Raw genomic sequence first — 24,847 nt, 5'->3', positions numbered from 1 at the left:
CGGCGGAGCGGGACGGCGGGGCGTCAGGCGGGACGGTGGCCGAAGCGTTCGGAAAGCCGGCGCACCGTCTGCAGCAGCGACGCCGCGCACGCGTCCGCCTCCTCGGCGAACCGCCCGATCGGGCCGCAGACGCTGATGACGGCGATCGGCCGGTCGTTCTGGTCGAGGATCGGGGCGGCGACCGACGCCGCGCCCGCCTGCCGCTCGGCGTTCGAGCGGGCGTAGCCGCGGGCGCGGATCTCCTCGATCTCGCGCCGCAGCCGGGAACCGGTGACGAGGGTCGCCGAGGTGAGCTGCGCCAGCGCGGGCTGCGCCAGGTAGTTGTCGATCTCGCCGTCGGACAGGAACGCCAGGAACGTCTTGGACGACGCGCCCGCGTGCAGCGGGTAGGGGACGCCGAGCGTCACCGACATGATCAGCTCGCGGCGCGGGATCACCTGGTCGATGTAGGAGCGCGTCCAGCCGGACCTGATCGACAGCGTGGCGGTCTCACCGGTGCGTTCGGACAGTGCGACGAGTTCCGGGCGCGCGATCGTCCGCACGTCGATCCGCTCCAGGTAGGCCATGCCGAGCTTCATCGCGCCGATGCCGAGCGAGTAGCGCCGCGTCGCCTGGTCCAGCTCGATCAGGCCGTGCCCGCGCAGCGAGGTGAGGATGCGGTGCACCGCCGCCTTCGACAGCCCGAGCGCGGTGGCCACCTCGGTGACGCCGAGGGTCGCCGACCGCTGTTCGGCGAAGTGCATCAGGACGTCGGCCGCCCGTTCCACGGTGGCGATCGTCTGGCCGGCGGGCCCGCGCTCCCCGGTGCGCGGGGGACGCTCGCCCGGCTGAGCGGTGCTGCTCATGGAGATGGTCCCTTCCCGATCCCTGGTCGTTGCGCAGGACGGACGTCAGTGCTGGATCCGTCCGGTTCAGTGTTTCGGACAGTGTAAAGCTGTTTCGCCAAGCGAACCATCCTCATGAACCCTACAGTCCCGCCGATGAAACAGGTTCTCGTCGTCCGAACAGGGAGGAACATCGATGAAGACACCGCTCAGCGCAGCGGAGGGCATGCTCCAGGCGGTCGTCGACCGTGACCTCGACGCCGTCCTCGACGCGTTCTCCGGCGAACCCGACGCCTACGTCTTTCCCGAAGGACCCCGCTGGACGACGCGCGGCGGCGACCGGATCGAGGAGGGCTGGCGCGCCTACTTCGAGGCCCCGATCAGAATAGACGCCTACCGCTGGGTCGAAGGGCCGCATCTGTTCGAGAACGACACCCTCGGCCAGGTCACCGGCGTCATCGACTTCGACGTCTACGGCGACGGCCGCGAGGGCCGGCTCCGCATGCGGATGACCTGGCTGCTCCGGCACGAGCGCGACCGCTGGCGCATCGTCCACGAACACGGCTCCCAGCCCCTCGCCGACCCGTACGGCGCCGGCGACTGGTGGCCGGACGGCGCCCGTCCCCTCGGCACCCAGGCCTGACGCCCCCGCCCCGGCCCGCGGCCCCGGCCGTGGCGGGCCGGGGCGCGGCGAGGCCGGAACCGGTCAGCTCCAGCGGGAGCGGCCGGTCAGGTAGCGGCCCGCGTCCTCCAGGTCGGCCGGCTGGTACGCGGTGTAGAGGTTCGGCTCGTAGCGGCTCCGGTACCCGTCGAAGACGGGCCGGTACAGGTCCCAGTGGATGTCCGGCTGGCGGTGCGTCGCGCGGAACGACGCGATCGGGATCTGCGCGAGGATCAGCTTCTCGAACTTGCTGTCGGCGGTGGCCAGCGGCTGCCCGTCGGGTCCGTAGATCGCCGAGCCGCCCGCACCGGTGTCCTCGAAGAAGCCCGAATCCCGCGACAGCACCGAGTTGTTGACGATCGCGCAGTACACCCGGTTGTGCATGGCGGACGCGCGGATGTCCACGTCGGAGAAGCTGCCGCTCGCGGTGCGCAGGAACACCTCCGCGCCCTTGATCGCCAGTGCCCGGAACAGTTCCGGTTCCAGCTGCGTGGACGACATCGAGATGTTGCCGAGCCCCGTCCGCGCGATCGGGAGCACCGCGTCCGGGCCGTACATCTCGACGTACCGGTCCAGCACGTCGTAGGTCGTCGTGGTGAACAGCTCGAAGCCGCGGAAGACGCCCTTGACGTTGCGCGCCTTCCAGTGCTTGGCGATGATCTCGCCGTCCGGGCCCATCAGCGTGGTGACGCTGAGGACGTGGCCCGGCCAGTCGGGGTCGCGGACGTAGGCGCCGAACGCGATGTGGACGTTGTGCTCGCGCGCCTTCGCGGCGATCCGCTCGGTCTCCGGACCGGGGATCTCGATGCAGCGCCGCTCCGCCTCCGCCTTCGTCCACCGGTCCCAGCCGCTGATCGGGAACTCGTGGAAGAACAGCAGGTCGGGGGGCGGCCCGAACCCGGTGCGGTACGCGTTGTCGATCAGGCGCAGCATGTGCGCGAGGTTGGCCTCCTGCTCCGCGTCATCGGCGGCGGGGTGCACCCGCGACTGCACGACCCCGAGCGTCCAGGTGTCCTTGACCAGGCCGGCGGTGGCGTATCCCCCGTCGGCCCGCTGCGTGATGGACCCGTCCGGCGTGGGCTCGGTCATTTCTTCTCCTTGTCGACGGGCGGTGAGGTGGCGGACGCGGTTTCGGTGAGCCGCAGGCAGGCCGCCTGACGGCCGTCCCCGGCGTCCTCCAGTACGGGTTCGGTGCGCCGGCATGCGTCGACGGCCAGCGGGCAGCGGGTGTGGAAGCGGCACCCGGACGGGATGTCGACCGCCGAGGGGACATCGCCCAGCAGCACCGGCTCCGCGGCGCCGGGCCCGGAATCGGCGAGACCGGGGACGGCGGCCAGCAGCGACCGCGTGTACGGGTGCCGGGGATCACCGAAGACCTGCTCGGCGTCGCCGTACTCCACCAGCCGGCCGAGGTACATGACGGCGACGCGGTCGGCCATGTGGCGCGCGATCTCGATCTCGTGGGTGATCAGCACGTAGCTCAGCCCGAGCCGCCGCTGCAGGTCGAGCAGCAGGTTCACCATCAGCGCCTTCACGCTGACGTCCAGGCTGGCGGTCGGCTCGTCCAGCACCAGCGCCTCGGGCTCCACGGCGAGGGCGCGCGCGACCGTGACCCGCTGCAGTTCACCGCCGCTCACCCCGCCCGGCCGGCGGGTGAGGTAGTCGGGTGACAGCCCGACCAGGCCGAGCAGCTCCTCGGCCCGCGCGGCGCGGGCGGCCCGGTCCGGGGCCAGGCCGTGCACGGCGAGCGGCTGCTCCAGGGCATGCCTGATGCTCTTGCGGCGGTTGAGCGCCGACCAGGGATTCTGCGACACCAGCTGGATCGCGCGGGCGTCGGTGCGCTCCGCGCCGTGGACGAGGACGCGGCCCGCGGTCGGCCGGACGAGGCGGACGAGCATCCGCGCGATGGTCGACTTGCCGCAGCCGGACTCCCCGACGACCGCCAGGGTCCGCCCGGCCGGCACCTCGAACGAGACGTCGTCGACGGCGTGCACGACGCGGCCCTTCGCCCGCCCGCCCGACCGGACCGGGTAGTGCTTGGTGAGACGCTCCGCGGTGATGGCGTTCATGGGACCTCGTCCGCTCGGTGACAGCTGACCGTCGCCGTGCCGAAGGCACGGGGCGCCGGATACTCCGCCGAGCACACGTCGGCGGCGATGTCGCAGCGCGGCGCGAACGGGCAGCCCGGCAGCAGGTTCGCGCCGCCGACCGTGCCGGGGATCGTGCGCAGCGGCTCGCCCCTTCCGCGCCGGCCCGGCATCGCGCCGATCAGGGCTCGGGTGTAGGGGTGGCGGGGGGAGGCGAACAGCTCCCGCACCGGCGCCGTCTCGACGAGCCGCCCCGCGTACATCACCCCGACCCGGTCGCTGATCTGCGAGATCACGCCGAGGTCATGGGTCACGAAGATCATCGCCAGGCCGACGCGGTCGCGCAGCTCCAGCAGCAGCCGGAGCACCTGCGCCTGGACGGTCGCGTCGAGCGTGGTGGTGGGCTCGTCGGCGAGCAGCAGCTCGGGGCGGCGGCCGAGCGCGGCGACCGCGATCAGCATCCGCTGGAGCTGCCCGCCGGAGAACTCGTAGGGGTACCCGCCCAGCCGGTCGAGGACGGCGCCGAGACCGACCTCGCGCAGCAGCTCCCCGAGCCGGTCCCCGCCGGGCCCATCACCACCGGGCCCATCACCACCGGACCGATCAACGCCGGAACGGTCGCCGCCGGGCCGATCGCCGCCGGGCCGCCGGTCATCGTCGCGCCGGGCGAGGTGCCAGCGGAGCTGGCGGCCGATCGGCGTGGTCGGCGACAGCGACGTCATCGGGCGCTGCGGGATCAGGCCGATCCGGTCGCCGCGCAGCCGCCGCATCCGTTCCTCCCGCAGCGCGAGCAGGTCGGCGCCGTCGAAGCGGACGTGCCCGGCGGACACGGCGGCGTTGCCCGGCAGCATCCGCATGAGGGAGGTCAGGACGGTGCTCTTGCCCGACCCGGACTCGCCGACGAGGCCGAGGATCTCGCCCGGCGCCAGGTCGAAGGAGACGTCCCGCACGGCGCGGGTGTCGCCCGTCCTGGTCCGGAACGAGACGGACAGGTCCGCCACGGACAGCAGCGGGCCGCCGTCCGGGCGGCCCGCCGCCCCGCCGCCGGAACCGGCGGCGGGCACGGCGTCCGCCGCGGTGGCGGAACGTCCGGGAGAGCGGCGCATCAGGCCGCTCGCACCGGGGCCACGTCGATCCGGCTGACGCTCATCTGCTTCTCGTCCAGCACGGAGATCTCGGTGCGCTGCGCGACGATGAGCTTCGGGTAGACGGGCGGGATCGCGATGGCGTCCTTCGCGACCAGGCCGTTGATCCGCTTGCAGATCGCGGCGCGCTCGGCGGCGTCGGTGGTCGCCCACGCCTTGGCGAGCAGCTCGTCGACCTCGGGGTTCTTGTAGCCGAAGTTCAGCGGGTTTTGCGAGCTGAGCGCGCCGAGCAGCGTGAAGGCGGTCTTCCCGCCGCCGAATCCGCCGTCGAATCCCGTCATCGCCATCTGGTAGTCGCCGGTCGCCCACTTCTTCACCCAGGGGCTGATGTCGAGCGTCTCCAGGGTGCAGTTGATCCCGGCCTTCTTCCAGCCCTGCGCCAGCACCTGCCCGACGTTCTTCAGCACCGGGTCGCTGGTGACCATCAGGGTGAAGTCGAGGCTCGACAGGCCCGCCTCGGCGAGCAGCGCCTTGGCCTTGGCGATGTCGGGGGTCTCGCCGTACAGCTTCAGGGACGGGTCGTGTCCCTCGGCGACCGGGCCGATCGCGCCCTGGGCGATGTCGGCGGAGCCGCCGTAGACGAGGTCGCGGACGCCCTTGCGGTCCATCGCGTGGGCGAGCGCCTGCCTGACCTTCACGTCGTCGAACGGCTTCTTGTTCGCGACGAAGTAGGTGACGAGGTCCTTGGGGGCGGCGACCTCGTGGACGCGGATGTCGCTGGACTTCTCCAGCAGCTTGATGCTCTCCGGCGGGACGTCCGTCATGATCTGGATCTTGTCCTCGCGCAGGTTGACCATCCGGGTCGCCGGGTCGGGCACCGCCTTGAACGTGATGCCGGTGAGGGTGGGCTTCGTGCCGTGGTAGCCGTCGAAGCGCTTCAGGGACACCTGCCGGCCCTGGGCGATGTCGCCCACCGAGAACGGGCCCGTCCCCATGGTGGTGCCGGTCTTCTTGACGAACTCGCGGTGCACGATCGGCAGGTTCGTCAGGTGCGAGCGCAGCACCCCGAACGGGGTGGTCAGCTTGATCGTGACGGTGTGGTCGTCGGTCGCGGTGGCCTTCTTGACGTAGCCGACGAAGTAGGTGGTCCAGTCGCTGGTGCTCTTCGGGTCGGTGACGAAGTCGAAGGTCGCGACGACGTCGGCGGCGGTGAGCGGGTCGCCGTTGTGGAAGGTGACGCCGCGCTTCAGCTTGATCGTCCAGGTCAGCCCGTCGCCGGAGATCTCCGGCTCGCCGTCGGCCAGCAGCGGCACCGACTTCAGCGCGGCGTCGTAGGTGTAGAGCGACTCCACGACGGACTCCGTCATCCAGTGGACCCGGCTGGAGGTGGTGCTGAGCGGGTTGAGGTAGTCGGAGATGGAGGTCACGCCGAACGCGAGCGTGCCGGTCTTCTCGACGGCTCCGCCGCCGGAGCCGTCCTCTCCACCGCATGCGGCGAGACCGGCCGCGCCGGCGGTGAGGACCCCGGTGGCGACGAGGAAGCGCCGGCGGCTCAGCACCGGGCCGTTTGGAACGTTCTTGTTCGCGTCGGACATGTCCTGCTCCTCAGAGGAAGGGATGGGGGTGATGCGCGGGGACGGTGATGGGCGTGGTGCGGGGAGACGGAGATGGGGGGTGGCGCGCGGGGACGGTGGTCAGCCGCGGCCGTCGGCGTCGAGGGCGTCGCCGAGGCCGTCGCCGACGAGGTTGAAGCCGACCGTGGCGACGAGGATGACCAGGCCGGGGATGATCGAGTACCACCAGGCGCCGAGCAACAGGTAGCGGGTCGCGTCGCCGAGGATGTTGCCGAGGCTGGGCTGCGGCGCCTGGATGCCGAGGCCGAGGAAGCTGAGCGCGCTCTCGGCGAAGATCGCTATGCCGAGCCAGAGGAACGCCTGGACCAGTACCGGGGGCAGCACGTTCACCAGCAGTTCGGCGCCGATGATCCGCCGCCGCGGCACGCCGAGGACGCGCAGCGCGTCGACGTAGTCCTCCTGTGCCTCCACGAGCGTCGCCGACCGGGTGACGCGGGCGAAGTACGGGACGAAGCCGACGCCCAGCAGCAGCACCACCTTGGCGGTCGTCGGCACCGTGATCGGGCCGATGTCCGAGTCGCCGGTGCCGGTGACGCCGATGACGAACAGCGCGAAGACGAACAGCGGCAGCGCCTGGAACGCCTCCAGCACCCGCATGATCAGGTCGTCCGGCCAGCGCCCGCCGAAGTAGCCGGCGACGAGCCCCGCGGGCACCGCGACGAGCAGGCCGAACGCGACCGCCGCCAGCGCGACCAGCAGCGACACGCGGGCACCGGACGCCGTCCGCGCGAACAGGTCGCGCGCCAGGTGGTCGGTGCCGAACACGTGCCGGAGGCCGGGGCCGGCGAGCTGCTCGCCGGCCCGTGCGTTCGGGTCCCCGGCGATCACCGGCCCGAACAGCGCCAGCAGCAGGAACAGCGTGAGCAGCGCGATCCCGGTCCAGGTCAGGGCCGACATCCGGGGCAGGGCGCGGCGGCGCGCGGACGCCCGCGGGGGCGCCGGGAGGGTCGTGGTCGCGTCCATCAGTCCGTTCCGTTCAGGAATCCGGCGCGGATCCGCGGGTCGAGCGCGAAGTAGAGGAAGTCGACGGCCAGGTTGGCGACCAGGAACACGGCCGCGGTGACGAGGGTGCAGCCGATCGCGAGCGGATAGTCGTGCTGCCGGAAGGCGCCGACGATGGTCTGCCCGATGCCGGGGATGTTGAAGATGTTCTCCACCAGGACCGTCCCGCTGATGAACAGCCCGACCATCAGCCCGATCACGGTGGCGGTCGGGATGATCGCGTTGCGCAGTGCGATCCGGCGCATGATGCCGCGTTCGGACATGCCCATCGCGCGTGCGAACGAGACGTAGTCGGTGCGTTGCGTCTCGATGAGCGAACCGCGCAGCGTGCGGGCGATGACGGCGCCGGCGGCGAGGCCGAGCGCGATCCCGGGGAGCACGACGGAGCGCAGGTTCTGCACCGGGTCGGCGCCGAACCCGACCCAGCCGCTGGACGGCAGCACTCCCTCGATGTAGAGCCCGAACACCACGACCAGGACCAGGCCCAGCCAGAAGCTCGGGATCGACAGGGCGATGACGCTGACGACGCGGACGGCGCCGTCGGTGAACGAGTCGCGTCTCCGCGCGGCCAGGGTTCCGGCGGCCAGACCGACGACGACCCAGAAGAGCAGTGCCAGCAGGCCGAGTTCGAGGGTGACGGGAAGCCGCTCGCCGATGATCTCGGTGACCGGGCGGTCGCTGAACAGCGAATCGCCGAGGTCGCCGCGCAGCAGGTTGCCGACGAACGTGGCGTACTGCGTCCAGATCGGCTCGTCGAGCCCGAACCGCTCCTCGACCGCGGCGCGCTTCTCGGGCGTGGGGTTCATGCCGAGGTAGGCGTCGGCGGGGGAGCCGGGTGCGGCCCGCAGCATGAAGAAGACCATGGTGAGGACGACGAACAGGACGACGGCGAGCCCGGCGATCCGTCGTCCGAGATACCGCAGCATCCACTGTCCTCTGTGTTCGGGGGGGTCGCCGCGACCAGTGGTCGAAACTGGAACGGCGTTGTCGTGGTCGGAATAGTAGAGCCAGGCGCCCCTCCACAGGAAGGGGGCACGCCAAATTTCGAGACGCCGTCCTGCATTGTGGTGGAGGCCGGCGCCCGCGAGCGCGCGGCTCCGGGCGCCGGCCGGCGCGTCCGGCGGATGCGGGCCGGTCAGACGACCTTGGACTCGCTGATGATCGTCCTCTTGTAGAGGCGGTCGCCGTCCATCCAGTGCCAGGTGCGGCACTTGTGCAGCCCGTCGCGCGACAGCTGGATCAGTTCGTACAGGTAGTTGTCGGGGTCGTCCTTGTACGACCACGTGAGGACGATCGACTGCTCGTCCACCTGGCTCATCTCGCCGATGATCCGCTCGTTGTCGAAGTGGCACACATCGCCCCGCATCCGGCCGCCGAACTCCAGGGCCTGCACCCGTCCGTCCGGCCAGGTGTAGGTGTTGACCTGGAAGATGTCGTACGAGCCGTCATCGGGCACCCAGCAGCGCAGGTGCGAGGCATGCCGGTCGATGATCGTGCCCTCGGCGTCGACGTGGACGTACTCCCCGCGCCACTCGCCGAGATGCTTGCGGTTGATGGGCATGCCCGGGACTCCGGCGCGCATGGATTCCTCCTGGTCGGTGAGGGGGGACGGACATTGACAGGCCGCCGTGCGCGAGCCTAGCGTCAACGATCACGATATCGGAACAGCATTCCACCAAAAGGAACACGCATGAGCGAACATGGCCCGGACCCGCTGGTGGAGGGCATCACCGCCGCGATCATCGGCGCCCGCGACCTCGGCCCCCACCTCGACTTCTTCGGCGAGCGGCTCGGCTACGAGGTCGCCGCGCAGGGCGTCGTCCCGGCCGCGGTCGCGGACGCGCTCTGGGGCACCGGACAGGCCGACCTCGACGTCGTGGCCCTGGCGGCGGCCGGCGCGGACACGGGCCGGGTCCACCTCGTCAAGGTCCCCGAGCCGCTCGCCCCGGCGGCCCAGCCCCACAATCTGGACGACGGCCTGATCGGCATCGACATGTACGCCAAGGACATCCAGACCGCGCACGCGCGGTTCGCCGAGGCGGGCATCGACTGGTCGACGCCGCCCGCGACCTACGGCGTGGCCGTGGGTGAGCACGAGGTCATGGTCACCCAGGGCGTCTGCCCCGCGCCCGACGGCACCGCCGTCGTGTTCGTCCAGCCCGCCGCCGTCCGCGGCACCGCCGCCTGGGAGGCCGACCCCGGGCGCCTCTACACCGAGCTGACCTCCGTGGTCTGCCACGTCCCGGACGCGGACGCAGAAGTCGCGTTCTGGGGGCCGGACGGCCTCGGCATGTCCGTCTGGTACGACGTGACGTTCTCCTCGCCGGGCTTCGACACCGTCGCCGGCCTGCCCCCGGGCACCCGCATGCGGCTGGCGTTCCTCGCCGGGGAGAAGACGGCGCGGATCGAGGTCACCTCCGCGGAGGGCGAGCACCGCGTCGACCGCCGTCCCGGCCAGCGTCCCGGCCGCTCGCTCGGGCACAGCGGCTGGACGGTGCGCACCCGTGACCTCGGCGCGGCGCTGGAGACCGTCCGCCGGACGGGCGGCCAGGTCGCCGGCGCCCCGGTGCGGACCGACGACCCGCTGCACGGCAGGGCCACCGCCGCGTCCGCCACCACCCCCAACGGCATCTCCGTGACCCTCTACGAACCCCGCTGACCCGGCTGACGGGCCTTCGGCTCAGCGGGTCGTCCAGAACTCCAGCTGGACGCCGTCCGGGGAGGTGGCGGTGAAGGCCCGGCCGCCGCGCAGGTCGCTTTCGGTGATGGAACCGGTGTGGGCGCCGGCGTCGGTGAGAAGGGTGTGGGCGGCGTCCAGGTCGGGGACGGGGAACACGCCCGCGCGCATGCCGGACGTGAACGCCTCGTCGCCCCGGGGCAGGTCGAGGCCGGGGAAGCTGATCAGCTCGACGCGGGCGCCGCGCCCGTCCCAGAACAGGTCCAGGACGATCTCGGCGTCCGGGTCGTCGATGCCGATCAATGCGGCCACCGCCGGGTTCACCAGCCGCTGCGAGTAGAGCTGTTCCAGGCCGAGCCTCGTCCAGAAGGCGGTGTCGCAGTCGTAGGTGAGGTGGACGGCGGCCTGAAGTTCCGAGTGCCGCCGCCCTTCGTCGCCGTCCAGGAGGCTCGCCCTGCGGGAGGCGCCCTCGACGAGGACGACCCGGAAGCCGCCGGGCCCGACGATGCCGCACTCGGCGAACGGCCTGCCGCCGAGTTCCCAGCGGGCGATCGGGGACGGGACGCCGCCGGCCGCGACCAGGCCGGCGACGCCGGCCTCGATGTCGCGGGTGTAGATGTCGACGGCGTAGCCGCCGGAGACGACGGCGGAGCCGCCCTCGGGCGCGGAGACCAGGAGCAGTCCTCCGGAGTCGGCGCCTTCGGGCAGGTAGAGCGCTTCTTCGGCCGGGCCGGTTCCTCCGTACAGGGCCGCGGCGGCGTCCGGTTCCAGGGTGCCGCGGCGCCGTTCGGTGTAGCCGAGGACGGACAGGAACGCGGCGGCGGCGGGGAGGTCGTGGCATCCGAGGACGGCGTACCGGGGGCTGCTGAGCATGGGCGCTCTCCAAGGGATCGGCGGCCGGGTGACCCCGCCGCATGCTAGCTGAAACGATGTTCCGTGGAAAGGAACACCCTCGCCGGACGGGAGAGGCGGGGAGGGCCGGACGCTCGACAGACCCGGTGATCAGAGGTGTGGTCCGTCAGGATCGTTCCGCTTCGTCCGATCTCAGGTATTCCATTTATCGGAAAGCTGTTACAAGATGTCTCCGCGAACGTCGCGTAGTGACGACGTTGCGCACAGCGGAACGAGTGGAGGGCGCTGCATGATCTACCTCGTCTACCGGATGAAGCTCAGCGAGCGGTCCCGCCGCAACCAGAAGGAGTTCTGGGCCTGGCTGGAAGACCGTGAACGCTGGTTCTACCGCGACCTCCCCATGGTCAAGGAGGTCCGCTGGTACTACAGCGTGATCGGCGACGTCTACACGATCGAGAGCTGGGCGGCCTTCGAGGACGAGGCGGGATGGGGCGCCTACCGGGCGGCGCTCAGCGGGCTGAAGTCCGACGCCGAATGGGAGGGCGAGCGCGTCACCCAGGACGACTGGTGGGAGTTCCTGGACACGAGGATCGTGACCGACCCGCCGGTGCCCATCGGCCTGCGCCGGGACTGAGCCGGGCGATGCCCGCCAGGCCCCCCGACCTCGGTGCCGCCGAACGGCCCGGGCAGTCGGCCTCGACGGTGGAACGGGCGGCGGACGTGCTGGTGCTGTTCACCGAGGCCCCCGCCCGGACGCTCGGCGTCACCGAGATCGCCGACGCGCTCGGGCTCTCCAAGCCGGCGGTGCACCGGATCCTCACGTCGCTGCGCAGCCGCCGGCTCGTCCAGGTGGACGAGGAGACCCGCAGGTACGCGCTCGGGTTGACGGCGATGCGGCTCGGGCTGGCCTATCTGGACCACATCGACGTGCGCCGCCTGTCGGCCCCGGAACTCGGCGCCCTGTCCCGCTCGACCCGGGAGACGGCGACGCTGTCGGCCCGGGTCGGCACGCACCGCGTCTATGTCGACCAGGTGACCCCGGACCGGGAGGTGATCATGTCGGTGTCGCTCGGCGTGCCGTTCCCGCTGCACGCGGGCGCCTCGTCGAAGGCGTTCCTGGCGTTCCTGCCGGACGCGGAGATCGATGACTACCTCCGCGTGGACCATCTCAGCCGGCTCACCGACCGGACGGTCGTGGATCCCGGCTCGCTCCGGCTGGAGCTGGCCGCCATCCGGCGGCGCGGGTACGCCCGCTCGTTCGCCGAGCGCCAGTCCGGCGCGGCCTCGGTCGCCGCTCCGGTCTTCGACCATCACGGCGTCCCGGCGGCGGTGGTGAGCGTCTGCGGGCCGGTGGAGCGCTTCCGCGGCGAGGCCGAGGAGTGCGTCGACGCGCTGCTGGCGGTCACTGAACGGCTTTCCGCTCTGATGGGCTATATGTCCGGGTCAGACCGATGAGCTCCCGACGGATACCGCGGTGCGTCTGCCGAGGAAGGCGCAATGTTCGGGTGGTGCGCCCGGCGGCTCGTCAGGCTCTCGAACAATCTTTTATCAATACATCAGACCTATTGACATGGGAAGTTTCTCCTCTATAGCGTCCCATCGTTACGGAACCGTGTTCCGACACGGGGAACATCCTGGCGGAGGTGCACATGCGCAGATCAGTTGTCACGGTCGCCGCGGGGCTCGCGGGGCTCGCCGTGGCCGCGACCGGATGCTCGGGCAAGGCGGCCGGCGACAAGCCGGATATCCAGATCGCCCTCATCTCCCCGATGAGCGGCCCGTTCGCGGTTCTGGGCATCTCCCAGCAGAACTCCCTGAACGTGGAGATCGAGCGGATCAACGCCGCCGGCGGGCTGGACGGGTCCAAGCTGAAGCTCGTGACCCGCGACTCCGGCCTCGACCCGGGCAAGGCGGTCCAGGCCGCCAACGAGATGGCCGGCGACGACACGGTCAAGCTGGTCGTCGGCCCGTCGCTGACCGCGTTCTACAGCGCGGCGAAGGGCACCTACGAGAAGAACAAGAAGGTCAACTGCCAGCCCGCCGTGTCCACCGGCAGCTTCGCCGACCTCAAGTACGGCTTCCGGTCGCAGGACCCCTTCCAGCTCGACGGCGAGAAGGTCGTGAGCTGGCTGAAGCAGGAGGGCGTCAAGTCGCTCGGCCTGGTCTACGAGGGCGACGACACCGGCAAGAACACCGACGCGCTGCTGAAGAAGCTGCTTCCCGAAGCGGGCATCGAGTACCTCGGCTGGGAGACCAGCCGGGCCGACGACCAGAGCCACCGAGCCTACGTCGAGGAGTTCAAGGACGCCGGGGCGATCATGGTGTCCAGCAGCGTCGGCGGCTCCAAGACGATGGCCGCGGCCGCCCAGGTCGGCTTCAAGGGCGAGATCGTCGGCGCCGGGTCGGGCATGCAGAACATCTCGTTCATCGAGGCCGCCGGTGAAGCCGCCGACGGCGCGGTGTTCCCCGCCGCGCTCTACGAGTACCCGATGCGCAAGCCCCGGTCGGAGTGGAAGCCCGGGTACCGCAAGCACACCGAGGCGATCGAGAAGAAGTACGGCAAGAACACCGGCCCCAAGTCGGGGGCGGAGTCGCCCAAGGGCACGGCCATCGCCGCCGACTGCGTCTTCGCCTTCGAGCAGGCCGTGAAGGCCGCCGGCGGCACCGACCCGGACAAGGTGGCGGCCGCCATCGAGGCGCTCGACGTCCCGGCGGACAAGACCCCGTCCGGCAACGCGATCAAGCCCGGTGACAGCCACGAGTTCTACCAGCAGGTGCACCTCTACCAGTGGCACAAGGACGGCGAGGGCTGGTACACCACGGAGCTCATGCCGTCGTGAGCGCTCAGGTCTGGATTGACGGGCTGTTCGCCGGATCGGTGTACGCGCTGGTCGCGCTCGCGCTGGCGATCGTCTTCCAGCCGACCCGGGTGATGAACTTCGCCCAGGGCGAGCCGATCGTGCTCGGCGCGGCCATCAGCTACCAGGTGGTGGCACTGTGGCAGTGGGGGTGGCCGGCGGCGCTGCTGGTCACCCTCCTCCTCGGCGTGGGGATGGGCCTGCTCAGCGAACGAATGATCATGCTGCCGGTGCGGCTGTCCGGCTCCCGGTACGCCTGGATCATCGCGACCCTCGCCGCGGCGATGATCTTCCAGGCGCTGTTCACGCTCCGCTACTTCGACGTCGACTCCCTGCGGCCGAAGGCGCTGGCCCCCGGCCACGTGGAGGTCCTCGGGGCGCGGCTCGGCTGGCAGCAGCTGCTCACCATCGGCGTCGCGCTCACCGTGATGGCCGGATACGACACGTTCCTGCGGCGCACCGCCTACGGGCGCGCCATCCGGGCCGCCTCGCACGACGGGGACGCGGCCGTGATCATGGGAGTCCCGGTCCGCCGCGTCATCCTGCTCAGCTTCGTGATCGCCGCGGTGATCTGCGCGTTCGCGGGCGCGCTGGCCGCGCCCATCCTGTTCATCGGGCCGACGTCCGGGCTGGTGTTCACCATCAAGGGGTTCACCGCCGCGGTGATCGGCGGGGTCGGCTCGCCGCGCGGCGCATTGGCGGGCGGCCTGCTCGTCGGGCTGCTGGACGCGGTCGTCCGCAACCTGGCCGGCGCCACGGCCGGCGACTTCGTCGTCTTCGGGTTGCTGGCGCTGATCCTGGTCGCGTTCCCGTCCGGTCTGTTCGGCAAGCCCATGGAGGCGCACTGATGAGCGCATCGGCGAAGGCGCCGGCCCGCACCCAGGTCCTGCACGCCGCGCTGCGGTGGCTGCCCGCGGCGCTGACCGCGGTCGCCGCGGCGGTGCTGCTCGCCTGGCCGGCGATCACGGACTTCTACAGCTACAACGCCTCGTACTACAACGGCCTCGTGGCGTCCGCCGCGATCAGCGCGATCCTGACGATCTCGCTGAACATGTCGATGGGGTACGGCGGGCTGCTGTCGATGATGCACACGGGCATGCAGTTGCTGGGCGGCTACGCCGTCGCCTACATGACGGTGAAGCAGGGGCTGCCGTGGTTCGCGGGGGTCGCGCTGGCGATGCTGCTCGGCGCCGTCTTCTCGGCCCTGGTGCTCGCCGTCAGCCTGCGCGCCACCTACCTGTACTTCGGCATGATCACCCTCGCCGCCAACCTCATCGTGGTCGAGGGCGGCAATGCCTGGGAGTCGGTCACCGGCGGCGTCACCGGCATCGTCGGGGTCGCCCCCGGCGGGCTGACCAAGACCCAGTTCTACTACGTGACGCTCGCCGTGGCGGCGCTGGTCTACATCGTCCAGCGCAACGTGGTCCGCAGCGGCGTCGGACGCGCCGTGATGGCGGTCAAGGAGAGCCCCGACACCGCGGCGGCCATGGGCATCAGGCCGACCCGCACCAAGACGCTGATCTTCACCCTCTCCGGCGCGATCGCCGGGCTGTCCGGCAGCCTCTACGCGCTGCAGCTCGGATTCATCAACCCGGACGTGGGGATCCTGGACAACGGCCTGGTGTTCTTCGTCGGCCTGTTCCTCGGCGGGATCGGCACCCTGGCCGGCCCGGTGCTCGGCGTCGCGGTCATCGCCATCGTCGTCGAACTGATCAAGGATCACGCCCGCTACACCACGCTCTTCCTCGGCTGCACACTGCTCCTCGCCATGATGCTCATCCCGAAGGGGATCGTCGGCACCTGGCGCGGCAGCAGGCTCGGCCGTCCCCCCGAAGGCGAGGACCGCGAGCCGTTCGGCGCGCTGCCCGCGTCGGTGCTGCCCGGCGCGGTCGACCCGGACGTCCCGGCGCTGCAGGGACGCGGGCTCGTCAAGCACTTCGGCGGCGTCAAGGCCGTCGACGGCGTGGACGTCTCCGTCGCCGCGGGCAGCGTGCACGGCATCATCGGCCCGAACGGCTCCGGCAAGTCGACCACCGTCGCCTGCCTCACCCGGTTCCACAAAGTGGACGCCGGAGATGTCCTGATCTGCGGCGAACCGGCCCCCGGCCGGCCCTTCGCGGTCGCCGAGCAGGGCGTCACCCGCGTCTTCCAGGCACCGCATCTGTTCGAGCAGCAGAGCGTCCTCGACAACGTCCTCGCAGGGATGCGCCGGCGGGAGAAGTACGGCGCGGTGTCGGCGATCCTGCGGCTGCCCCGGTACCGGCGCCGCGAGGCCGTGTCCCGCGCGGAGGCCGCCAACCTCCTCGCGTTCGCCGGCCTGTCGGGACGGGCCGCGCAGCTCGCCGGGTCCCTGTCGCACGGCCAGAAACGCCTGCTGGAGGTGGTGCGCGCGGTCGCGTCCGGGCCCCGCGTGCTGATCCTGGACGAGCCCGCCACCGGACTCGTCCCCGCCGAGATCGACGCGCTCGCCCGGCTGTGCCGCGCGTTCCGCGACCACGGCCTCGCCGTCGTGCTGATCGAGCACAACATGGACTTCGTCATGGACGTCTGCGACCGGCTCACCGTCATCGACAGCGGCAAGGTGATCGCCTGCGGCCCGCCCGCCGAGGTCCGCGCCGACCCGGCGGTGCTGGACGCCTACCTGGGCCGCCCCGACCTGGTGGAGGACCTGAATTGACCGCCCTGCTGGAGATGACCGGGATACGCGCCGGATACGGGGGCGTCCGGGTCCTGGACGACGTGGCCGTGACGGTGGGCGAGGGCGAGTTCGTCGTTCTCCTCGGCCCGAACGGCGCAGGCAAGAGCACGACGCTGAAGGTGCTGTCGGGCCTGCTGAAACCGTCCGCCGGCGCCGTGTCGTTCGCGGGCGGGGACATCACCCGCGTCCCCGGGTGGCGTCGCGTGGGCCTCGGCATCGGCCACGTCCCCGAGGGGCGGCGGATCTTCCCCGACCACACGGTGCTGGAGAACCTCCAGCTCGGCGGCTTCCCCCTGCGCCGCAGCCGCGCCCGCACCCAGAAGCTCATGGACGAGGCGCTGGAGCTGTTCCCCGTCCTGGCCGAACGCCGCGACCAGGCCGCCGGCACGCTCTCCGGCGGCGAGGCGCAGATGCTCGCCATCGCCCGAGCGCTGATGAGCGACCCGAAGCTCCTCGTCCTGGACGAACCGTCCCTCGGCCTGGCCCCGCTGAAGGCCGCCGAACTGTTCTCCTACATCAAGCGCCTGCATGCCGAACGCGGCATTTCCGTGCTGCTGGTGGAACAACTGGCGCTCATCGCCCTCCGCCTGGCCGACCGCGCCTATGTCCTGGAAAGGGGCCGCATCGGCCTTTCCGGAACGGCGGCCGAGGTAGAAGCCGACCCCATGGTCAAATCCCTCTACCTGGGCGGCGACTCCGCCGCCTGACGGTGTGACGGTGAGAACATGTCAGGGCGGCCCCCGTCCGTCGCCAAAACCTCGCACCGTCGGGCTGTTGACCGCCGGAACGCGGATCCGTTCACCGTAAGTCGACGTGAAAGTGCCCCGGGCCGGTAGGTCCGGGGCACTCTGCCGTGGCGGGTGTTACATGCCGTCGCCGTTCCAGCGGCCGGCGCTGCGGCTGCGGACGGGGCGGCTGGACAGGATCGGGGCGGGGATCGGGTCGCCCTTGTTCCAGTTGCGGCCGGCGCCCCAGACGTAGGCGAGGTCGTCGGTGCGCTCGTCGGGGTGTTCGAGGGAGGCCGGGTCCGCGCCCCAGTCGGCGCTCACCGGGGCGTGCTCGTGGTCATGGTCATGGTCGTGCTCGTGGTCATGGTCGCCGTGGCCTCCCTGGAGGCGGGCGGCGTCCATGGCCTTGGCGATGGCGAGGAGGCTCTTGTCGGTGCCCGTCCCGTGCTGGACGAACGGCTCGTCGATCTGGCCCTGTTCGCGCTGGTACTTGACGGACGCGCGCAGGTCGGTCAGGTCGCGCTCGCTGCGGCCGGGGGACCCGGCGCCCATGTCGTGGGTGGACATCGACCAGCGCAGCCGGCCCTCGCCGGGGCCCCAGTTGATGGCCTCGCCGCCCCAGCGGACCCATTCGCTCTGCGTGTACCAGTTGAAAAGCTCGCCGTCGGAGCGCAGCAGCCACGTCGCGCCGCCCTCCATGCTGGTGAAGTGTCCGTGCTTCACGCGGGCGGGGCGGAAGAAGTAGGTGCCGAGGTCCAGGGTGCCGAAGTTGTACTCCATGTGCCCCTGGACGGTGTACGCCTCCTCGTAGCACGGGTGGTGCGCGAGGCGGTGGTCCGTCCAGCCCTCCTGGGCGTGGACGAGCCGGGTGTAGAAGCCGGTCTGCGGGTCGACGTGCAGGTACTTGATGAACAGGCCGGGCATGGGGCCGGGGTTGGGCACCGCGTCCCACTTCATGGCCTCGGAGTCCATGACGATGACGTCCTCGCGGGCGTCCTTCCAGCGGGGGGCCTTCGTGTTCTCGACGGCGTCGAAACCGGCGTCGCCGTACTCGCGGTAGTGCAGGATCCGGGTGCCCTCGCTGAACGTGATGGCTTCGGTGGGGACGCCCTTGGGCGCGTACACGTAGCCGCCCTCGCCGATCTGCTTGCCGTTGTAGGTCATCGACCCTTCGAGCACGTAGTACTCGGTGTTGGCGTGGTGGATGCCCGGCCCGCGGCCCCAGTCGGTGTGGAAGGCGATCCGGAGCGAGCAGGAGCCGTCCTCCTCGTCGACCGAGAGCCGGCGTTCGCTGGCGCGGCCCTCACCTCCGACCAGCTCGGCGGCGTGCCAGATGTAGTCGTTCTCCTGGATCAGTTCGACATGGGGACGCATATGGGCACCTCTCTCAACTGGATGGGGGCGGGGGGTCAGCCGTTGCGGAGTTCGCGCTTGAGGACCTTGCCGGCGGCATTGCGGGGAAGGGCCGGCAGGAACTCGACGCTGCGCGGCACCTTCGGCCCGGACAGCCGTTCGCGGCAGTGCGCTTCAAGCGCGTCCGCGTCGATCGACGCGCCGGGCATGGCGACGACGTACGCGGCGACCCGCTCACCCCACTGCTCGTCCGGCAGCCCGACGACGGCGCAGTCGGCGACGCCGGGGAACACCGCGATGACGTCCTCGACCTCGCGGGGCGCGATGTTGGTCCCGCCGGAGATGATCATGTCCTTCTTGCGGTCCACCACGTAGATGAACCCGTCCTCGTCGCGGACGACGATGTCGCCGCTGGTGAGGAAGCCGTCGGGGGTCGTGCAGCCGTCGGTGGCGGCGTCGTCGCGCAGGTAGCCGTTCATGAGGAACGGGGAGCGGCTGAACAGTTCGCCGCGCTCGCCCGGCCCTACGGGGTCGCCCGCGTCGTCCACGACGCGGACCTCGGTCATGTACCAGGGCAGGCCGACCGATCCGGTGCGGTCGGCGTCGTCGGGGCGGCAGTTGGTGACGATGCCCGCCTCGGTGGAGCCGTACAGTTCGTGGACGCCCGCGTGCGGGAACGCCTCCATGACCCAGTCCTTCAGGACGGCGGGCAGCGCCGCGGCGTTGAAGTAGAGGGTGTCGAGGCTGGACGCGTCATGGCGGCCGAGGGCGCCGGACGCGCGGAGGGTCTGCGCGTGCGTCGGGACGAGGAACGCCGACTGGGCGCGGTGCTTCTCGGCGAGGGCGAGCATGTGCTCGGGGTCCCACTTGGGCAGCATGACCACGGTGCCGCCGGTGACGACGGGCGCGTAGTCGAAGACCATCCCGGCGCCGTGGTACATCGGCGCGACGGCGAGGCTGACGCGGCGGGCGCCCAGGCCCCATTCCATGGCGGACAGGTAGCACATGAGGGTCCGGGCGCGGTGGCTGCTGAGGACCCCCTTGGGCTTCCCGGTCGTGCCGGACGTGTAGTACAGGCAGCAGGGCTCGTTCTCGTCGACGGAGACCGCGGGGTCGGTGGCCGGCACCGACTCCAGGGCCTTCTCGTAGGAGGCGGTGCCCGTCGCGTCGATCTGCAGGACGACGTCGACCGGGACCGGCGGTTCGGTGTCGGAGATATGGGCACGGGCGCCCGAGTGCTCCAGGATGTAGGACGTTTCGGCCTCGGTGAGCCTGGTCCCGACGGGGACGAGCACCAGCCCGGCCTTGGCCGCCCCCGCGATGATCTCGGGGTATTCCAGCCGGTTGCCGAGCCGGACGGCGACGCTGTCACCGGGCCTCAGCCCCCGCGCGAGGAGGAACTGGGCCAGCCGGCTCGCCCGCTCGTCCAGGGCCCGGTAGGTGAGGCTCCGGTCGCCGTCGATGACGGCGGCGGCGTTCGGCGTGGACGCGGCGAACTCGCGGACGCCGCCGGCCATCGAGAGCGACGCGCCGCCGGGAAGCAGTGCCACGACGCCCACCTCCCTGTTCCGTTCATCGGAATCGTGTTCCATCTTGCTCTACGCCAGAGCTTGCCGCGCCCCCGCGCGGCGAGTCAATGCCTGCCGCCGAGAAAGTCAGACGTATAACACCCTGCGTCCGTCCCGGCCGTCCCTCAGCCGAGTTTGACCTCGTTGATGAGGGTGCGCTGGAAGCAGACGCCGTCCCTGATCCACTGCCACACGCGGTTGCGCTTGCCGCCGTCCTCGCTCAGGTGGATCAGCTCGAACAGCCGCAGGTCCTCCCCCTCCGCCTTGTAGATCCAGTTCAGGTAGATCACCCGCTCGTCCAGCTCCCAGAACTCGCCCCGCAGCCGCTCGGTGTCGAACGTGCAGTGTCCGTTCCCCTGGTAGACGCCGGGGAACACCCGCGTCTCGGTGCGTCCGTCGGCCCAGGTGTACTCGTTGACCTGGTGGTAGTCGTAGTCGCCGTCCTCGGGCAGGGTGCAGGTCAGCAGCGACTCGTGCCGGTCCGTGACGGCGCCGCCGGCGTCGACGTAGGTGTAGGTGCCCTTCCACTTGCCCACGTGCCGGGCGAGCAGCGGCATCTCATCGCGGATCGTTCCCATCGTGTTCCCTTCGTGCAGGCCGTGTCGGCGGGACGGGTCATTGTGGACGACCGGTCAGGCGGGGCCGGTGAGGCGGTCGATCGACTCCTGCTGCCTGCGGGTGAACCAGGACCGTTCGGGCGGACGTCCGTCCAGCCCGTTCGGCCGCTCGACGTCGTGCCGGGCGTACTCGTCCGCCCACAGGCCCGGTTTGACGCGCGACAGCAGGTTGCCCATTCCGGGACGGGCCCGGTTGCGGCGCAGCGCGGCCAGGTCGAGTTCCGCGTAGGCGACGACGCTCTCCCCGCCCGCGGCCTCCACCAGCACCCGCCCCTCGAAGTCGACGATCTTCGATCCGCCGGACGTCGAGTCGCCCGGAATGGGTATGCCGTGCAACCCCCCGCTGTTGGCCGAGACGACATAGGCCAGGTTCTCGACCGCGCGGGCGCGCCGGCCGATCTCCTTCGGGGTCAGCGCGGGGCTGGTGACCTCGGACGTCGAGTGGCAGAACACCTCGGCGCCGCGCAGCGCGAGCGCGCGGGCGAGTTCGGGGTAGAGGATCTCCTCCGAGGCGATGCAGGCCAGGTTCCCGATCTCGGTGCGGGCGACGGGGAGCACCGCGTCCATGCCGTAAAGGTCCAGGTAGCGGTCCCACACGTCGTACGGGGACGGCGAGTACAGCGAGTGCAGGCGGCGGTAGCGCAGCACCACCTCACCGGACGGGTCGATCACGAAGGACGCCTGGAAGTACAGGCCGGGGAAGTTCGGATCGGACTCGTAGGCGTTCCCGGACAGGAACAGCCCCTCGCGGGCTGCCACGGCGGCGAGGGCCTCGTACTCGGGGCCGTCCGGGGCGAGCGCCGCCATGTCGCGCCAGCGCTCGACGGGCTCGCCCATCGGGAAGCCGCTGAGCACGTACTCGGGCAGCACGACCAGCCGGAGGTCGGGGCCGACCCACCGCGCGGCGGCGGCGACCTCGCCGCCGATCCGGGCGATGGACGCGGCCATCGTCTCGCGCGCCTCGGCCGGGGACAGGCCGTTGACGGCCCGCGTCCGCGTCTGCAGGGCGAGCGCCCGGTAGGCGGTCTCCCCGGCCGTCTCGGTCTGACTCATGCCCTCGCCCCTCCCGAACTTTCCGGAACGCCGTTACGGTAAGCGGAATCCCCACGGGTGCGCAAGGGTTTCAAGGGTCCGGCGACAAAAAAGTCTGACCTTTACCCTTGGCCTTGCGCGCGGGGCTCAGCCGGAGGCGGCCCCCGCCCGCCGGGTCCACTCGCCTATCTACTCGCCTTCGTCCGGGCGCAGGAGCATGACGGCGACGGCCTCGACGACCGGGTCGTCCTCGCCGTCCACCGCCGTCCACCGGTACCGCTGGACGATCTTGCCGCTCCCCGTCTCCCGGGACGCGCCGGGCGTGAGCCGCACCCGCAGCGTCGCCCCGGCCTTGAGCATCTTCAGGAACCGCACCTCACGCAGCTCGATCAGCGCGATCGCCCGGTCGAGCAGCCCCGACTGCTCCACCAGGCCGCCCATCAGCAGCAGGATGCCCTGGCCCGGCATCGGCGCGCGGACCCCCTCGGACCATTCCCGCGCATCGGGATTGAACAGCGGATGGGTGTAGCCGCCGAGGCCGACGAGCCCGTCGATGAGGGGCTGGGTCACCTCCACCGACGGCGTCGTGGCCGTCTCGCCGTCGAACGTTTCGTCCGTCATCGGCTGTTCCAGACGGGGCGGCGCTTCTCCACGTAGGCGCGGTACCCCTCGTCCGCGTCCGCGACCTCCTCGTGGAAGCGGGTGAACAGCTCGCGCTCCAGGCGCAGCCCCTCGGCGAGCGTCACGTCCGGCGCGGCGTTCAGGAGCCGCTTGATGATCGCGGTGACCGCCCGCGAGCGGTTGCCGAGCGAGCCGGTGAGCCGGGCCACCTCGTCCGGCAGCTCCGCCGCCGGGACGCTGGAGAGCGCGAGGCCCCAGTCGACCATCTCGGGCCCGGTGAGCCAGTGGCCGGCGAGCAGCAGCGCACGGGCGCGCTGGTCGCCGATCTTGCGCGGGGCGCGCTGGGACGCGCCGGCGCCCGGCACGATCCCGAAGTCGCTGTGGGTGTCACCGACCTTCGCCTCGTCGGCCGCGATGACGAAGTCGCAGGCCAGCAGCAGCTCGAAGCCGCCCGCGCGGGCGAGGCCGTTGATCGCGGCGACGCTCGGCAGCGGGAACGCCTCCAGCCGGTCGAGGAACGCGTGGAGGCGGCGGATGAACGGCAGGAACACCCCGGGCGGGTCGGCGAAGCACTCGCCGAGGAAGCCGATGTCCATCCCGACGCAGAACGCCCGTCCCGTCCCGGTGATCACCAGGGAGGTCAGGGAGTCGTCCCGCTCGGCGGCGTCCAGGGCGGCGTCCAGGCCGTCGAGGGTGGCGGGCGACAGGCTGTTCATCCGCTCCGGATCGTTCAGCGTGATGGTCATGACCGTGTCGGCCACCTTCACGTCGACCTTGGTCATGAGCGTGGATCCCCTTCCGGATCGGTGACTTCTCGGACGAACTCCAGCAGCGCCGCGGCGAAGTCGTCCGGGGCGCGCAGGTGCGGCTGGCCGCGCAGGCCGGGCAGGACGACGAGCCGCGCGTCGCGCGCCAGCTCCATGGCGAGCGCGTCCTTGGGGGCGAGCAGGTCGAACTCGGCGTCGAGCAGAAGAACCGGGACGTCCGCCGCCGCCAGCGCATCGGACGGGTCGTAGCGGAACGCCGCCTGGTAGCCCCACTTGTAGCGCTTCGCGGCGCGCATCATCTCGGACACGGCCAGGTGCAGCATGCCCTGCGGGACGTCCGGCCCCCAGGTGCGCAGGTAGCGCTCGACCGCCCAGGTGAACTGGGAACCCTGGTCGTCGATGGGCGCGTCGGGCGTCCAGTTCGCGAGGAACCCGGCCCGCTCCTCCTCGTCGAACAGCGGGACACCGCTCAGCATCAGCCCCGAGGACGGCAGGTGGACGGCGGTCGCGATCGCGATCGACGCCCCGCTGTGGACGCCGCCGAGAACGGGACGTTCCATCCCGATCCCGGCGGCCGCCTGCGCGAGCATCCGGGCGTAGTCGGGGATCTCGAACCCGGGCCCCGGCGGCGGGTCGGAGGCGCCGTAGCCCGGGGTGTCGAACGCGACGGCACGGGCATGCCGGCCGAGCGCGGACAGGACGTCCTCGTAGACCCGGGACGAGAGGGGCGACTCGTGGAACAGCCCGATCCAGGGGCCGGAGTCGCCGCTGATCCGGTAGTGGACCTGCCCCCAGTCGGTGTCGGCGTAGCCGCCCTTGGTCGTCAAGACGCACCCACCTTCACCAGGAACCGCGCACCGGGTCCGGTCGTGACCGAAGGGCCGTCCACCCCGGCCGGGATCTCGATCAGCGAACAGGGCTCCAGCACGATGCCGTCGACCGTGGCCGTGCCCTCCGTCAGAATCAGGAACCGCTCGTGGCCGGCGGCGGGGACGGGCTGCGACCACCCGGGCGGCACGTCGACGAGGACCGAGACGCCCACCGCGGACGCGTTGCTGCTCAGCACCTTCGACCTCAGACCCGGGACACCGGGTCCGGCGAGCCGCGTCTCCGCGTCGTCGTGGTCACGCCACACCATGAACCGCCCCTCCTTCCTGCGCACGTAACCGCGCGGGCCGATCGGGTCGGACGCGCCGGAACGCGCATGGCGCCCCGCCTCCTCGTCCGGGCGCACCACCCGGGAGACGCGGCCGCTGCCGTCGGAGGCCGACTCGCCCTCCATCATCAGAAGGCATTCGAAGCCCTCGTCGGAGGTGGCCGAGTGCACCCAGCCGGGCGGGCGCCAGAAGTAGTCGCCGGCCTCGAAGTCCCCCTCGGCGGTGAGCTTCACCCGGCCGCGGAGGAACAGGGCCTCCTCCACGCTGTCGTGGTACGCCTCGCACAGGTCGCGGTAGCCCGGTTCCGTGCGGACGTGGTCGATGCGGCGCGATGTCGCCGGGTCGAGCCAGAGAGATCGCATCCAGTAGCGCGAGAGCAGTTCGCCGACCCGTCCGGGGTCTCCGAGGTTCTCCCGGAAGGCGGGCTCCATCGAGTCGTACACGTCCCGGCCGTTCACCCACGGGACGTCTGAAGCGTTGACGATCGTCACCTCGCGCGGCACCCGCACCCCTCTCGGTCCGAATACATCAGACATAAGAATATCCCGGCGGGATGAGGTACTGTCAATGGACGTGGAGTCGCACGCCTGCGGGCCTGTGTAGTGGGCAAAGGCCGCACCACGGAC

General features: G+C 71.1%; 25 protein-coding genes. 8 read left to right on the top strand and 17 right to left on the bottom strand.

Going from position 1 to position 24,847, the window contains the following annotated elements:
• Window positions 1-23: 23 nt before the first annotated feature.
• Window positions 24-845, bottom strand: a complete 822-nt coding sequence (locus AB0C35_RS33005) for an IclR family transcriptional regulator (RefSeq protein WP_358464660.1) — start codon at window positions 843-845, stop codon at window positions 24-26.
• A 175-nt stretch (window positions 846-1,020) separates the two neighbouring features.
• Here AB0C35_RS33005 and AB0C35_RS33000 point away from each other — a divergent pair, with 175 nt between their 5' ends.
• Window positions 1,021-1,467 (top strand): nuclear transport factor 2 family protein, encoded by a 447-nt coding sequence (locus tag AB0C35_RS33000; protein ID WP_358464657.1) that lies wholly within the window; start codon window positions 1,021-1,023, stop codon window positions 1,465-1,467.
• A 63-nt stretch (window positions 1,468-1,530) separates the two neighbouring features.
• On the opposite strand, the gene AB0C35_RS32995 is transcribed toward AB0C35_RS33000, so the two are convergent.
• The 7 genes from AB0C35_RS32995 to AB0C35_RS32965 all read right to left on the bottom strand — a co-directional run bounded on the left by AB0C35_RS32995 (window position 1,531) and on the right by AB0C35_RS32965 (window position 8,875).
• The gene (locus AB0C35_RS32995) at window positions 1,531-2,574 is read right to left on the bottom strand and encodes a nitrilase-related carbon-nitrogen hydrolase (RefSeq protein ID WP_358464655.1); all 1,044 of its coding nucleotides are present in this window, start codon (window positions 2,572-2,574) and stop codon (window positions 1,531-1,533) included.
• The gene (locus AB0C35_RS32990; RefSeq protein ID WP_358464652.1) at window positions 2,571-3,554 is read right to left on the bottom strand and encodes an ABC transporter ATP-binding protein; all 984 of its coding nucleotides are present in this window, start codon (window positions 3,552-3,554) and stop codon (window positions 2,571-2,573) included. The genes AB0C35_RS32995 and AB0C35_RS32990 overlap by 4 nt, the downstream gene beginning before the upstream one ends.
• Window positions 3,551-4,678: an ABC transporter ATP-binding protein gene (locus AB0C35_RS32985; RefSeq protein ID WP_358464650.1), complete on the bottom strand. Its 1,128-nt coding sequence runs from the start codon at window positions 4,676-4,678 to the stop codon at window positions 3,551-3,553. Before AB0C35_RS32985 ends, AB0C35_RS32990 begins: the two co-directional genes overlap by 4 nt.
• On the bottom strand, window positions 4,678-6,252 hold the full coding sequence (locus AB0C35_RS32980; RefSeq protein ID WP_358464647.1) for an ABC transporter substrate-binding protein: 1,575 nt from the start codon (window positions 6,250-6,252) through the stop codon (window positions 4,678-4,680). The genes AB0C35_RS32985 and AB0C35_RS32980 overlap by 1 nt, the downstream gene beginning before the upstream one ends.
• Before the next feature lie 99 nt (window positions 6,253-6,351).
• On the bottom strand, window positions 6,352-7,254 hold the full coding sequence (locus tag AB0C35_RS32975; RefSeq protein ID WP_358464644.1) for an ABC transporter permease: 903 nt from the start codon (window positions 7,252-7,254) through the stop codon (window positions 6,352-6,354).
• Window positions 7,254-8,219 (bottom strand): ABC transporter permease, encoded by a 966-nt coding sequence (locus tag AB0C35_RS32970; RefSeq protein ID WP_358464642.1) that lies wholly within the window; start codon window positions 8,217-8,219, stop codon window positions 7,254-7,256. The genes AB0C35_RS32975 and AB0C35_RS32970 overlap by 1 nt, the downstream gene beginning before the upstream one ends.
• Before the next feature lie 209 nt (window positions 8,220-8,428).
• Complete coding sequence (locus AB0C35_RS32965; protein WP_358464639.1) at window positions 8,429-8,875, bottom strand: hypothetical protein; 447 nt, start codon at window positions 8,873-8,875, stop codon at window positions 8,429-8,431.
• 108 nt (window positions 8,876-8,983) lie between these two features.
• Between AB0C35_RS32965 and AB0C35_RS32960 the strand changes: the two genes are divergently transcribed.
• Window positions 8,984-9,952, top strand: coding sequence for a hypothetical protein (locus AB0C35_RS32960; protein WP_358464636.1), 969 nt, complete (start codon window positions 8,984-8,986; stop codon window positions 9,950-9,952).
• A 21-nt stretch (window positions 9,953-9,973) separates the two neighbouring features.
• On the opposite strand, the gene AB0C35_RS32955 is transcribed toward AB0C35_RS32960, so the two are convergent.
• Complete coding sequence (locus AB0C35_RS32955) at window positions 9,974-10,843, bottom strand: VOC family protein (protein WP_358464633.1); 870 nt, start codon at window positions 10,841-10,843, stop codon at window positions 9,974-9,976.
• Between the two features lie 268 nt (window positions 10,844-11,111).
• On the opposite strand from AB0C35_RS32955, the gene AB0C35_RS32950 reads away from it, so the two are divergent.
• The 6 genes from AB0C35_RS32950 to AB0C35_RS32925 all read left to right on the top strand — a co-directional run bounded on the left by AB0C35_RS32950 (window position 11,112) and on the right by AB0C35_RS32925 (window position 17,085).
• Entirely contained in the window at window positions 11,112-11,456 is a 345-nt protein-coding gene (locus tag AB0C35_RS32950) for a hypothetical protein (protein ID WP_358464630.1), read from the top strand.
• Window positions 11,457-11,464: 8 nt separating this feature from the next.
• Window positions 11,465-12,277 (top strand): IclR family transcriptional regulator, encoded by an 813-nt coding sequence (locus AB0C35_RS32945; RefSeq protein WP_358464627.1) that lies wholly within the window; start codon window positions 11,465-11,467, stop codon window positions 12,275-12,277.
• A gap of 194 nt (window positions 12,278-12,471) precedes the next feature.
• Entirely contained in the window at window positions 12,472-13,662 is a 1,191-nt protein-coding gene (locus AB0C35_RS32940; protein WP_358464624.1) for an ABC transporter substrate-binding protein, read from the top strand.
• Complete coding sequence (locus AB0C35_RS32935; protein ID WP_358464621.1) at window positions 13,659-14,528, top strand: branched-chain amino acid ABC transporter permease; 870 nt, start codon at window positions 13,659-13,661, stop codon at window positions 14,526-14,528. Before AB0C35_RS32940 ends, AB0C35_RS32935 begins: the two co-directional genes overlap by 4 nt.
• Complete coding sequence (locus tag AB0C35_RS32930; RefSeq protein WP_358464618.1) at window positions 14,528-16,357, top strand: branched-chain amino acid ABC transporter ATP-binding protein/permease; 1,830 nt, start codon at window positions 14,528-14,530, stop codon at window positions 16,355-16,357. Before AB0C35_RS32935 ends, AB0C35_RS32930 begins: the two co-directional genes overlap by 1 nt.
• A complete protein-coding gene (locus AB0C35_RS32925; protein ID WP_358464615.1) occupies window positions 16,354-17,085 on the top strand; it encodes an ABC transporter ATP-binding protein in 732 nt (243 codons plus the stop codon). Before AB0C35_RS32930 ends, AB0C35_RS32925 begins: the two co-directional genes overlap by 4 nt.
• 156 nt (window positions 17,086-17,241) lie before the next feature.
• Here the strand turns inward: AB0C35_RS32925 and AB0C35_RS32920 are convergent, their stop codons facing one another.
• From AB0C35_RS32920 to AB0C35_RS32885, 8 genes are all read right to left on the bottom strand, one after another.
• Entirely contained in the window at window positions 17,242-18,480 is a 1,239-nt protein-coding gene (locus AB0C35_RS32920; RefSeq protein WP_358464612.1) for a DUF4437 domain-containing protein, read from the bottom strand.
• Between the two features lie 35 nt (window positions 18,481-18,515).
• Window positions 18,516-20,009 (bottom strand): AMP-binding protein, encoded by a 1,494-nt coding sequence (locus tag AB0C35_RS32915; RefSeq protein WP_358464609.1) that lies wholly within the window; start codon window positions 20,007-20,009, stop codon window positions 18,516-18,518.
• A 143-nt stretch (window positions 20,010-20,152) separates the two neighbouring features.
• The gene (locus AB0C35_RS32910; RefSeq protein ID WP_358464606.1) at window positions 20,153-20,605 is read right to left on the bottom strand and encodes a DUF3598 family protein; all 453 of its coding nucleotides are present in this window, start codon (window positions 20,603-20,605) and stop codon (window positions 20,153-20,155) included.
• Window positions 20,606-20,659: 54 nt separating this feature from the next.
• A complete protein-coding gene (locus tag AB0C35_RS32905; protein ID WP_358464603.1) occupies window positions 20,660-21,697 on the bottom strand; it encodes a nitrilase-related carbon-nitrogen hydrolase in 1,038 nt (345 codons plus the stop codon).
• A 168-nt stretch (window positions 21,698-21,865) separates the two neighbouring features.
• Window positions 21,866-22,297 carry a hypothetical protein gene (locus AB0C35_RS32900; protein ID WP_358464600.1) on the bottom strand — a complete coding sequence of 144 codons (432 nt, stop codon included), beginning with the start codon at window positions 22,295-22,297 and terminating at the stop codon, window positions 21,866-21,868.
• Window positions 22,294-23,079 carry an enoyl-CoA hydratase/isomerase family protein gene (locus tag AB0C35_RS32895; protein WP_358464597.1) on the bottom strand — a complete coding sequence of 262 codons (786 nt, stop codon included), beginning with the start codon at window positions 23,077-23,079 and terminating at the stop codon, window positions 22,294-22,296. Before AB0C35_RS32895 ends, AB0C35_RS32900 begins: the two co-directional genes overlap by 4 nt.
• Window positions 23,076-23,891 carry an alpha/beta hydrolase gene (locus AB0C35_RS32890; protein ID WP_358464594.1) on the bottom strand — a complete coding sequence of 272 codons (816 nt, stop codon included), beginning with the start codon at window positions 23,889-23,891 and terminating at the stop codon, window positions 23,076-23,078. The genes AB0C35_RS32895 and AB0C35_RS32890 overlap by 4 nt, the downstream gene beginning before the upstream one ends.
• A complete protein-coding gene (locus AB0C35_RS32885) occupies window positions 23,888-24,724 on the bottom strand; it encodes a hypothetical protein (RefSeq protein ID WP_358464591.1) in 837 nt (278 codons plus the stop codon). The genes AB0C35_RS32890 and AB0C35_RS32885 overlap by 4 nt, the downstream gene beginning before the upstream one ends.
• Window positions 24,725-24,847 lie beyond the last annotated feature (123 nt).

Origin of the sequence: Spirillospora sp. NPDC048819, from assembly GCF_040650055.1 — a bacterium.
GTDB lineage: Bacteria > Actinomycetota > Actinomycetes > Streptosporangiales > Streptosporangiaceae > Spirillospora.
The sequence above is the reverse complement of the archived record's forward strand: the minus strand, read 5'-3'. Positions and strand labels throughout refer to the sequence as shown.